General features: G+C 63.1%; 11 protein-coding genes. 6 read left to right on the forward strand and 5 right to left on the reverse strand.

The annotated features are described in order from the left end of the window. Nucleotides 1-90 precede the first annotated feature (90 nt). The 6 genes from AB870_RS10925 to AB870_RS10950 all read left to right on the forward strand — a co-directional run bounded on the left by AB870_RS10925 (nucleotide 91) and on the right by AB870_RS10950 (nucleotide 7,366). Nucleotides 91-900 carry a hypothetical protein gene (locus AB870_RS10925; protein WP_047908013.1) on the forward strand — a complete coding sequence of 270 codons (810 nt, stop codon included), beginning with the start codon at nucleotides 91-93 and terminating at the stop codon, nucleotides 898-900. Nucleotides 901-1,014: 114 nt separating this feature from the next. Beyond that, a complete protein-coding gene (locus AB870_RS10930; RefSeq protein WP_047908014.1) occupies nucleotides 1,015-1,869 on the forward strand; it encodes a CPBP family intramembrane glutamic endopeptidase in 855 nt (284 codons plus the stop codon). 191 nt (nucleotides 1,870-2,060) lie between these two features. Then, the gene (locus AB870_RS10935) at nucleotides 2,061-2,558 is read left to right on the forward strand and encodes a sigma-70 family RNA polymerase sigma factor (RefSeq protein WP_047908015.1); all 498 of its coding nucleotides are present in this window, start codon (nucleotides 2,061-2,063) and stop codon (nucleotides 2,556-2,558) included. Nucleotides 2,559-2,693: 135 nt separating this feature from the next. Further along, nucleotides 2,694-3,737 (forward strand): FecR family protein, encoded by a 1,044-nt coding sequence (locus AB870_RS10940; RefSeq protein WP_047908016.1) that lies wholly within the window; start codon nucleotides 2,694-2,696, stop codon nucleotides 3,735-3,737. 91 nt (nucleotides 3,738-3,828) lie between these two features. After that, nucleotides 3,829-6,339, forward strand: coding sequence for a TonB-dependent receptor (locus AB870_RS10945; protein WP_047908017.1), 2,511 nt, complete (start codon nucleotides 3,829-3,831; stop codon nucleotides 6,337-6,339). Between the two features lie 154 nt (nucleotides 6,340-6,493). Next, complete coding sequence (locus AB870_RS10950; protein ID WP_237170096.1) at nucleotides 6,494-7,366, forward strand: IclR family transcriptional regulator; 873 nt, start codon at nucleotides 6,494-6,496, stop codon at nucleotides 7,364-7,366. 72 nt (nucleotides 7,367-7,438) lie between these two features. On the opposite strand, the gene AB870_RS10955 is transcribed toward AB870_RS10950, so the two are convergent. The 5 genes from AB870_RS10955 to AB870_RS10975 all read right to left on the reverse strand — a co-directional run bounded on the left by AB870_RS10955 (nucleotide 7,439) and on the right by AB870_RS10975 (nucleotide 11,345). Then, complete coding sequence (locus tag AB870_RS10955; protein ID WP_237170097.1) at nucleotides 7,439-7,942, reverse strand: flavin reductase family protein; 504 nt, start codon at nucleotides 7,940-7,942, stop codon at nucleotides 7,439-7,441. Nucleotides 7,943-8,024: 82 nt separating this feature from the next. Next, a complete protein-coding gene (locus tag AB870_RS10960) occupies nucleotides 8,025-8,453 on the reverse strand; it encodes a MaoC/PaaZ C-terminal domain-containing protein (protein ID WP_053059676.1) in 429 nt (142 codons plus the stop codon). After that, the gene (locus tag AB870_RS10965; RefSeq protein ID WP_047908018.1) at nucleotides 8,450-8,935 is read right to left on the reverse strand and encodes an FAS1-like dehydratase domain-containing protein; all 486 of its coding nucleotides are present in this window, start codon (nucleotides 8,933-8,935) and stop codon (nucleotides 8,450-8,452) included. The genes AB870_RS10960 and AB870_RS10965 overlap by 4 nt, the downstream gene beginning before the upstream one ends. A 59-nt stretch (nucleotides 8,936-8,994) precedes the next feature. Continuing rightward, nucleotides 8,995-10,161, reverse strand: a complete 1,167-nt coding sequence (locus AB870_RS10970) for a thiolase family protein (RefSeq protein WP_047908019.1) — start codon at nucleotides 10,159-10,161, stop codon at nucleotides 8,995-8,997. Further along, nucleotides 10,158-11,345, reverse strand: a complete 1,188-nt coding sequence (locus AB870_RS10975; protein ID WP_047908020.1) for an acyl-CoA dehydrogenase family protein — start codon at nucleotides 11,343-11,345, stop codon at nucleotides 10,158-10,160. The genes AB870_RS10970 and AB870_RS10975 overlap by 4 nt, the downstream gene beginning before the upstream one ends. Nucleotides 11,346-11,389: the final 44 nt, after the last annotated feature.

The following is an 11,389-nucleotide window of genomic DNA, read 5'->3' on the forward strand; positions in this document are numbered from 1 at the left end:
TGCGCGCGCGTATGCGGCGCTCCCGGTGATGAGCCGCACGCGGCGCGCCATCGCCCCCTTTTCCATTGATTCAACGGCAGGAGACACATCATGATCACAGAGCGTCAATTGAAGTTCCGAGAGCAATACAAGTCCGGCATCAGCCCGATGTACAACGGCCTGCTGCATATCACGGTGATGTACACGGTGGCCATTGGGGCGTTGTGGTACGGCATAAGTCAGCTGCAACACCCCACTTGGGAATGGTTCCTGATCCTCCCGGTCTTTCTTGCAGGGAATTTCGCGGAATGGTTCATGCACCGGTTCGTGATGCACCGCCGGGTGGACGTCTGGGGGCTGCGCGAAATCTACAATCGTCACACGCGCCAGCACCATCAATATTTCAGCGACGAACTGGCGACGATCGACACCACGCGCGAATTCCGGATCGTGTTCTTTCCCTGGCGCGTGCTGATGACGCTGGGCGTCGGCGGCGGCCTGACGGGTTACATCACCTCGCTGCTCCTGAACGCCAATGCGGGTTGGATGGTGTTCCTGACGATGGTCGGCCAGTACGTGATCTATGAAACGTTCCACTACTGCTGCCACTGTCACGAAAACTGGTTCGTGCGCAATATGCCGTTCATCAACACGATCCGTCGTCACCATACCGCCCATCACAACATGGGCATCATGATGAAATACAACATGAATCTGACGTTTCCGATTGCCGACTGGTACATGGGCAGCAGCGACCTGCGGCGCGGACTGATCGGTCACCTGTTCAACGGCTACAGCGAAAAGCACATCAAGAGCGAGTTGAAACCCATTATCGCGAAGTTCAGGAGCGACCATTCGCGGGTCACGCTCGACGGCCCTATCCTCACGGACGACGAGCGCGAGGCAATGACCGCGCTCTGATGACGACATGGCGCTTCGCGGCGCCTCTTCGTATTCGTTCTTGGGAGATGCTTCGGACGGACAGTGTTTTGAATAGATAATGCGGTCTTGGTCAATTCCTGGAGGGGTTCGGCAATGCTCGCCGTACCGTGGATCGCAATTTTTCCTGCTGCTCTCGCTGCGTGGTGGCCTGCTTTTCGGTGGCTGAGTCTGGGGCTGCTCATTATCGGGTATAGCGCCGCGCTGACGAATGGGCAGATTGGCTTTCTGGCGGCGATGCCGGTCGCGTTACTGCTCGTCGCTGCCTATGCGGTATCGCCGCATCGCAAACCTTATCTCCAATACTTCGGGCATGCGCTATTTATCTTGCTCGCGATTGCCCTGAGCATGCATTGGCTACCGGGATTTCACAATCCGCGCGTTATCGGTCCCGAGCGCTTCACAGCGGATGCCGTGCCATTTTCGATGTATCTCAATCTGGACAAGCCCCTTGTCGGATTCTGGCTGCTGCTGGTTCTGCCGTGGATCAGGCCCTCGCGAGAATGGCGTGTATCGATGAAAGCGGGCCTCTGCAGCATGCTGATGACAAGTGCGGCCTGTCTGTTGATTGCCGTGCTGCTTGGCCTTGTCAGATGGGAACCGAAATGGCCTTCCGCCAGTTGGCTATGGCTGCTGAACAATCTGCTGCTCGTCACGCTAACCGAGGAAGCGTTGTTCCGCGGCTATTTGCAGGGCGGTCTAAGCCGGCTGCTCGGACAGCGGCCGCATGCAGATGCCATAGCCCTCTGTATCGCGGCTGTGCTGTTCGGTCTGGCGCATGTCGCAGGCGGATGGCAATGGATCCTGCTCGGAAGCGTCGCGGGAATCGGATATGGATTGGCTTACCGCTTCGGCGGACTCCAGGCCGCGGTACTCGCGCATTTCGGCCTGAACGTGACGCATTTTTATCTATTTACCTATCCGATGCTGCAACCGCTCGGGCAATCGTGAGCCGCGGAGGTTCGCACCGGATAAGCGCTCTTGACCTGAATTGCGAATGAAATGATAATCAGTCGCATTTAACGATTGCATTCGGTACCGAACTGCCGGGTTCGGTCCAGACCTCCCGTGCTTGCCCATTCCCTCCGCCATCGCGTTGTTCGTCAGGCCTGTTCGCCCGGGCGCATTGCGCCGTTCGTTTGATGGCAAGCTCCACACGCTCTCGCGGAATCTTTGCCTACTACGACGAACTGCTTCGCACGTGGACGGGAAAGCTCAGCAATCGGCATCAGGCGGAAGACCTGGCTCAGGACTCGCTTCTCAGGGTGCTGGAACTGGAAACGCCGCCAGCACAGCCGCGCGCTTATCTGCATCGTACGGCACGCAACATCGCCATCGACGTCTATCGCCGCGAGAGCGGTCGAGAGCAGGCGGCTCTCGATGTACTGGCGGAGTTCGAAGCTCCGACCGGCAACCCCGAGGACGAGGTTCACGCCGCGCAACTCGCTCACGCCATCGAGGCCGCGTTGTCCGAACTGCCTTTGAAATGCAGACAAGTCTTCATCTGGCAGCGAATCGACGGATGCACGCAGCAGGAGATAGCCGAGCGGCTCAACCTGTCGAAAAATATGGTCGAGAAGTATATGATTCGGGCGATGAAACATTTGCGCGAACGTCTCGGCCCCCTGGCGCCTCAGTAAGGCGCACGTTCATGACCTGCGTCCACGATATCTGTCTGCCGAAACGGCCGTGCCGTCAAAGGTGCGGGGGTGGGTCCGCCCGCTTGCCGGTGCGCTTTACCGCCGCTTTCCGTGCCCTTTTCCTTGCCCTTTTCGATGCCAGCGCCTGAACGTATTCGCGAAGATGCCGCGCGGTGGTTCGCCAGAGCGCATAGCGGCGAGTTTTCCGACGCAGACCGCGCGGCGCGAGACGCATGGCTGGCCGCCGATCCCCTGCACCGAGCGGAATACTCGGCACTCGATCGTGTATGGCAGGCGGCCGCGACGGTTCCATCCGCTCGCCTGCGGGCATTGGCGGCGCCGGCGGCTGCCGGTGGAACCGCTGGCTGTCTTGCAGCCAACCGCCTCGCCACGGGCCGGTGGATGGCGCTCGCGTGTGTCTGCGTCCTTGGTGTTGCGCTTGGCGCGATGATGTTGCCGGCCGTCGGGCCGACGTCTGAACACCTGGCGCAGCGCGCGCCATCCGCCGCGGCGACCGCCCAAGTGCAGGAGATTTCGACCCGTCCGGGTGAACGACGCACAGTAACACTGACCGACGGCACGGTCGTCGAACTCAATACGCGTACCCGTATACAGGTGGCCTTTACCGTTACCCAACGTAACGTGACGCTCATGGACGGCGAGGCCATGTTTTCCGTGACGCACGACGCATCGCGTCCATTTGTCGTAGAGGCAGGCATCGGCAGGATCACGGTGACCGGCACACGCTTCGACGTACGCCGCGTCGCCAAAACGATCGACGTCGCGGTCGAATCGGGCGCCGTGAAAGTGGAGGCCATCCCCCCGCGAACGAGCCGGGTCTCGGCCGAAACGTCAGCGTTGCTCACGAAAGGTCTCGGCACCCAGGTGCGTCCGGACGGTACGGTCGCCCCGGTTCGTGCGGTGGACCTGTCGACGGCGCTGGCCTGGCGCGACGGCAAACTGGTCTTCCGAAACGCAGCGCTTGCCGACGTCGTGAAAGAAGTGTCGTTGTACCGGACATCCCCAGTCATCGTGGCGAACGACGCAGTCGGGCAACTTCGGCTCACGAGTGTCTTCGGCACGGACAACACGGACGCATTGCTCGCTGCATTGCCCAAGTTCCTGCCGGTCGAGGTGGAGACACTCGCAGATGGCAGCGTAAAAATTTCTTCGAAGTGATTCAGGTTTTTGCCCGGCGTTTCGTCTACTGATAGTTCGCCCGCGTCACTGAGTGGCGAATCCATCAAAATTCGAAACGAGACCCAACGCCGTGACAGGTTCTACACACGCCCGCCTTTCCCGATCGCGCCGCCCGCAGACGGCCGCGTCAGTGATTTTTCTCGCCACACTCGCAACGCTGAGCGTTCAGCCGCAGCGAGCCTTCGCACAGTCGGCCAACGGCGGTGCCCCGGCCACGGCGGGCGCGGCGATCGAAGTCGACGTGCCGGCGCAATCGCTGTCCGATGCATTAGTGCTCTTCGGGCGTCAGGCCGATCTCCAGCTCTTCTTTTCGCCGGATCTCGTGAGCGACAAGGCGGCGCCGGCCGTTCGCGGCACCATGACTGCCGAGGCGGCGTTGTCCGCGCTGCTTCGGAACAGCGGGATCGGTTATCGGCGCAGCGGCAATACGGGGTACGTGCTGGTGCCCGTGGCAGACAGGAAGGGCGAGGCGTCGGTGAGCGTCCCCGCAAGTTCGCTCGCGCTGGCACCGGTCGAGGTGACGGCGTCGCGCACGTCGAGCGACCTTGTCCGCCCCACGCGTCAGGTAACGGTCATCGAACGCGCCGAACTCGATGAGCTCAAGACCGCGTCGGGCAATCTGGCAACGGTGCTGGCCAAGGTCGTGCCCGGCATGGCCGACTCCAGCCGCACGGTAACGGACTACGGCCAAACGCTTCGCGGCAGGGGCATGCTGGTGCTGCTCGACGGCGTGCCGCTCAATACCAATCGCGATTCCGCGCGCAATCTCGCCAACGTCGATCCCGCGCTGGTGGAGCGTATCGAAGTCTTGCGCGGAAGCAGCTCGATCTACGGCGGGGGCGCGACGGGCGGCATCGTCTCCATCACCACGCGGCCTGCCGGTGGCGAACCCAAGGCGGATACCACGGTCTCGCTGAGTTCCCCGCTCTCGCGATTGCGGGCAGACGGCCTGAGCGCCGACATCCAGCAGCATTTCTCCGGCAGTCACGACATGATCGACTATGCGTTCGATGTCGGCGGCCGTCGCATCGGAAACAGTTATGACGCGCGCGGCAACCGCATCGCCCCGGAGCCGAGCCAGGGCGACCTGTTCTCTTCGAACAACTACAACATCGGCGGCAAACTCGGCCTGCGGTTCGCGCCGGACCAGCGTGTGCAACTGTCAGTGAGTCACGTCAACTCGTCGCAGGAAACGATCTACGCCTCGGACCCGTCGGTTGCGCGGCTGCCGGCAGGCAGCGTGCCCGCGCGCGGTATCGGCGGGCTTGAGCTCGACGAACAGAACCAGATTCGCAATACGCTCGTCAATCTCGAGTACGAGCATCGCAACCTGCTGGGCAGCCAGGTGTCGGCGCAGTTCTACTATCGCGATTACTTCACCCGTTTTACGCCCTTCGATGCGCGTGCCGTGGCCACGCGCGGCGCGAACGTCGACCAGACGATGCAGGATTCCACCGTCTTCGGCAGCCGCCTGACGATCAAGACACCCTTTGGCGCGGAGAAAAAGACGCGTCTGGTCTGGGGCATGGACTTCGAGCAGGAAAAAAGCGACATGCCGCTCGACATCTTCGACCCCAAACTGTATGACGCGAGCGGTGGACGCGTATTTCGCAAGGTTGGCGAGGCGACGTATCTACCGCCGCTCACCACACGCAGTCTTGGCGGCTTTGCGCAGCTTCAACACAAGTTCAACGATCACTGGTCGACGGAAGGGGGGCTGCGCTACCAGTACGCGGCGGCAAGCTTCAGCGATTTCGTGCCGTTGTCGCAGTCCAAAGTCGCCAATCCCGTTGGTGTGAAAGGCGGCACGGTGAACTACAGCGCGGTACTGGGCAATATCGGCGTGACGTATTCGCCGGTCAAGGGCCACGAATTCTATGCCGCATTCAGCCAGGGTTTCAGCTTGCCGGACATTGGCGTGCAGGTGCGCAACGCCCGGCCGGGCTTCGACATCAATTCTTCCGATCTTCGTCCGGTCAAGACGAACAACTACGAGTTGGGATGGCGAGGCATCTTCGGCAATACGCTCACCTCGCTTGCCGTGTTCTACACGACGTCGGATCTCGGTGACGTTCAAAGCTTCAACAACGGCCTGATCCTCACGCGGACGGCGGAAAAGATCTTCGGCGTAGAAGGGGCGGCGGATTATCTTTCGGACGACGAACGCTGGGGACTCGGCGGGACGTTCACGTGGATGCAAGGCCGCGAAACGCCGCAAGGTGCGAATAGTCAGGACATGAGCGGCTATCGGATACCGCCGCTCAAGCTAACGGGCTACGTCCAGTTCAAGCCGACGCCGAAGTGGAGCAACCGGCTTCAGCTCACCTACTTCTCGGGGCACGACTACCGTCTCAACGGTGTGAACAGCTTTGGCCGGATGGACACGTCGAGCTACACGACGGTCGATGTCATCAGCCGCTACGAAGTCACGAAGAACGACATCGCGACCATCGGCATCCAGAACCTGTTCAACCGGTATTACTACCCGCTCTACAGTCAGTTGCTTCGAAACAGCAACAATACGAGCCACTTGCCCGCGCCGGGCATCACGCTGACGGCGACGTATCAACACCGTTGGTAAAGGTGAAGGTAAAGCTAAAGGCAAAGGATCCGATGCGGGCGCCGATGGCAGCGCGCGCATCGGCCCCGCAATCACGTCTCATCCCCGCAGGCGGATATAGTACGATCTCGGTATCGCAAGACCCGTTGCGCTCACTCTTCCGCCCTCTTCCATCGTGCCCACGAAAAGCGTCGAAATTGCGCCCAAGGCGCCCAAGTCAAAAGCCAAGGCGAGCGTCTCTCCCGCGCTGGAAAAAGATGTTGGCAACGCTCCGCCGCTCGGCACGCAAAGTATCCACCGCGCCGTGACCGTGCTGCGCGAGGTCGCCGCCCATGGCATGAAAGGCCTGCGCCTGTCCGACATTGCGGACGCCCTGGGGCTGGAACGCCCGACCGCCCACCGCATTGTCAAAGGGCTCGTGGCGCAAGGCATGCTGATGCAAAATGCCGAGTCCCGGCACTATCACCTCGGTCATGTCGTGTATGAACTCGGGCTCGCGGCTTCCCCCCATTTCAGCTTGCGCGAGCTTTGCCAGCCGACGCTGCAAACGCTGGCCGACAAGTCGGGCGACTCCGTCTTCCTGATGGTGCGCAGCGGCCTGGACGCCGTCTGCATCGACCTGCTCGAAGGTGGCTACCCCATTCAGACCCGTACGCTGGAGATCGGTGGACGCCGCCCGCTCGGCGTCGGTGCCGGCAGTCTGGCGCTGCTCATCTCGTTGCCGGACGACGAACGCGCACGCGTGATGTCGACCAACGCCGGGCGCCTCGCCACCTTCGGTAATTTCACGCAGGCGCGATTGGAAAAGGCGATTGCCGCCTCGACGCAGGCAGGCTACGCGATCAACGAGGAAGATGTGCTGCCCGGCGTCTCGGCCATCGGCATGTCGATCCGGCCGCGCCAGGGCACGCCGTACGCCGCGATCAGTATCGCTGCCATCGAGTCCCGGCTCTCCGGCGCCCGGCGCATCGAAATGGCCAAGCTGCTGCAAAAGGAAGTGCGCGCCCTCGAGAAGAAACTTGAAGCCGAAGCGCTGCACTGGGAATAAGGCGGTGCGGGGCGTCGGAGCATCGTGCCGCCGCATCGCCCCCCCTCACTCAAGCCCGACGCCGCCGGCACATCACCCCAGCGCAAGGTCCGGGTGCGGCGTGGGCACGCCGTAAGCCCCGCCCGCGTAGAGCAGCGGCACCCGGTCGCAATGGTGCAGGTCCATCACCTCGCCAACGAAGATGAAGTGGTCTCCCCCTTCGTATTTGAACGCCAGCGTGCATTCGAACCACGCCACGCAGCCGTCGAAAATCGGCATGCCGCCCCGGCCCGCGCGCCACTCCACCCCTTCGAAGCGGTCCGGCACGGGCGACGCGAAACGCGCGGCGAGCGGCATCTGATCCGCGCATAACACGTTGATCGCAAAGCGTCCCGACGTCTCGAAGACTTCGAGACTGCGCGAGCGCTTGTTGATGCTCCACAGCACCAGCGGCGGCGAGAGCGACACCGAATTGAATGAGTTCGCCGTCAGGCCCACTGGCGTTCCGTCGGGCATGGTGGTCGTCACGATGGTCACACCAGTAGCGAAACGCCCCAGTGCGTGACGAAAATGGCTGGCATCGAACGTCGTATTCACGGAAGCCTCCTCGAAAGACATCATGACTGTTTCGACCGGTGACACCGCGCCCGGGCGTGGCGCGGCACCACAGGCAATGCCGTCAGTGCGTGCGCGGCGCCGCTACCACGGCTGCCCCGCTCGCGACCGTCTTTTCGCCGACACGCGCCACGATTTCGCAGCGCAGACGCCGGCGCCCGTCGCTGCCCGGCGCACAGTCCGCCACCGTGCCGACCACCATGACGACGTCGCCCGGGCGCACCGGCGCATTGAATCGCGCCTCGATATCGACGATGGCCGCCGCCGGCCCGGCCCAGTCGGATACCGCGCGTCCCATGAATCCCATGGTCAGCATGCCGTGCGCGATCACGCCGCCCAGACCCGCCTCCTGGGCGTAGGCGTGGTCGTAATGGATACGGTTGTAGTCGTCCGACGCGCCCGCATAACGCACGAGTTGCGTGGTCGTCACGGCCGGTATCGACAGCGCGAAGGTGTCGCCCACCCGCGCCTGCAAAAGATGCATCCCGTTCATGCCAGACTCCTCGACGCGACTTGCTGCGCCGATCGATAGACGGTGGTGCGTCGCACGGTAAACACGCATTCCTGCGCCACACCGTCGTCGCCCAACAGATACCCCGACATCACCTGACGCAGCAGCGACATCGCGCCCCGTGCGCCGGTCTTTTCGTCGACGCCGACGAGTTGGAGCCGGCATTCGAAGCGCATGCCGGCCACGATGGGCCGGTGGTAATGAAACCCCATCTCGCCCGCCACGATGCGCCGCCGGTCGAGCGCCGCAATCCATGGCGGGTCTGCCGGTGCGCGAAAGCACGTCGGAAACGTGGGCGGTGCCACGATGCCCTCGTAACCGTGGCGGCGCGCGAACGCCGCGTCGCGGTACAGTGGATTCCCGTCGCCGATCGCATCGGCGAATTTGCGAATGGCGCCGCGCTCGACTTCCACCACAAACGGCGGTGCGCTCGTGCCAATCAGCGAACGGTCGATCTCGCTCATCGTTATCCTCCAGCGTCGCACTCCAGCGTCGCAATAATTCCCGTCGAACGCGTCGCCGCTCACTCGACGCGCTCGACAATGGTCGCCGTGCCCAGTCCGCCGCCGCAGCACATCGACTGCAACCCGTACAAGCCGCCGCGCAACTCCAGTTCGTCGACGAGGCCGGCCATCAGACGCGCGCCCGTCGATCCGAGCGGATGGCCCACGGCAATCGAGCCGCCGTTCACGTTCACGCGCGCGAGATCCGGTTTGATTTCCGCGAGCCACGCACCGAGTACCGACGCGAAAGCCTCGTTGATCTCGAACAGATCGATATCTTCGAGGGCGAGTCCACTGCGCGCGAGAATCCGCTGCGTGGCCGGAATCGGTCCGGTGAGCATCATCGCCGGATCGACGCCGACCACGAGTTGCGAACGCAATATGGCGCGCGCACGCAGCCCATACTCGCGCGCCCTGGCCGCCGTCATCATCAACACGGCCGCGGCGCCGTCCGAGACCTGGCTTGCATTGCCCGCCGTGATCCGGCCGTCCTCGCGAAACGAGGCCTTGAGCGTTGCCAGTTTCTCCAGCGAGGTATCGCGGCGCACCCCTTCGTCGCGGGTCAGTGCCTGGGCATCGGCACCCATCACGGGCAGAAGCTGACGCGCGAACCTGCCGGCATCGTGCGCTGCCGCGCTGAGGGTATGGCTGCGCAGGGCGAGTTCGTCCAGATACGGACGTTCGAGCTTCCAGTGCGCCGCGATGCGTTCGGCGGCAATTCCCATCGACGGCATCGAGAAACGCTCGACCAGCGATTCGGGATAACGCCGTCCGTAGCGCGTGTCGTCGTTGCCGCCCTGCGTCGTCGACATCAACTCGACACCCGACGCAATCACCACGTCGCAAGTGCCGCTGCGAATCAGGTTGTCGGCGAAGTGGATCGCCTGCTGCGACGATCCGCAGGCACGCTGCACCGTCGTGCCCGGCACGGTGACCGGGAAATCCGCCATGAGCAGCGCGGTGCGTGCGACGTTGCCCGCCTGCTCGCCTACCTGCGTGGCGCAGCCCGCGACAACGTCGTCGACGTCGCCTGCCGGCACGCCGTTGCGCGCGAGCAGCGCGCTCAATACCTGAGCGAGCAGCGCCGCGGCATGCCACTGCCTGAGAGCGCCGTTGCGACGCCCAACCGGCGTGCGCACCACGTCGACGATGACCGGATCGCGGTCGGCCAGCGCAGAGATCTTCATTCGCCGGACTCCCCGGATCGGGGCGCCCACTGGCTATTCTTCCGGCCCAGCAGGTGACCCGCGATCATGTTCTTGTGGATTTGCAACGTGCCGCCGTAGATCGAGCCACCGCGCACCTCGCGATACAGACGCTCGACGGGGTACTCCGCCATGTAGCCATAGCCGCCGAGCAACTGGATTGCGTCGTCGCAAATCTCCTTGGCGGCTTGCGCGACGTAGACCTTCGCGACTGACGTCTCGAGCGGCGATGGCAGCCCGCTCGCCGTGTTCGAGGCCGCCCGGTAGGTCAGCATCTGCGCCGCTTCGAGCTTGACCTTCATGTCGGCCAGCATCCATTGCAACCCCTGGAAATCCGCGAGTTCGCGCCCGAACTGGCGGCGTTCCTGTACGTACTGCAATGCGAACTCGAACGCAGCCTGCGCCGAGCCGAGCATGCGTGAAATGCTGCCCAGGCGCTCCACGTTGTACACGCTGATGAGTTTCGCGAAGGCGTGGCTCTCGGCGAGAATGTTTGCCTTCGGCACGCGGCAGTCGTCGAAGTAAAGCTCATATTGCCGCTCGCCCGCCATGTTCAGCGTGCCGCCGCTGCACGAGAATCCGGGCGCGTCATGCGGCACCATGATCGCGCCGATGTCGCTCGCCCGCCCCGTGTTGCCGAAGCGGCAATACAGCATGGTGTAGTGATGTCCCTTGGCCGCACTGATGAAGATCTTCTGACCGTTGATGATGACGTCGTCACCCTCGATGCGCGCACGCGTCTTCATCGCAGTGGCCGCCGAACCGGCATCCGGCTCGGTAATGCCGATCGACACGCCGATTTCGCCGCGCGCCACCCCGCTCACGAAGCGTGACTTCTGCGCGTCGGTGCCGAGTTCGAGCACGGCGCCGATCGCGCCCGTCGACGTGCGATGCGCCAGACCACCCAGCGTGGAGTCAACACGCTGAATGGTCTGGATCAGCAGCAGCGTCTCCAGTAGCGGCAGGCCGACGCCGCCGTATTCCTGCGGCATGTTCAGCGCCAGCAGGCCGGCTTCGGCCATTTGCCGGCGAAGGCGTTGCAGCGGTGCGAAATCACCCTTCGTTTCGGCCTCGTGGGCCTCCTTCGCAAGCGGCAGCAACTGACGACACAATTTTTCGGTCGCATCGATCAATTCGCGCTGCGATTCGGTAAGCTGAAAATCCATGGAAACTCTCGAAGACTAGGTTGACGAGGGCGAACCCGGCACAG

This window comes from Pandoraea faecigallinarum (genome assembly GCF_001029105.3).
In the GTDB taxonomy this organism is placed as follows: domain Bacteria; phylum Pseudomonadota; class Gammaproteobacteria; order Burkholderiales; family Burkholderiaceae; genus Pandoraea; species Pandoraea faecigallinarum.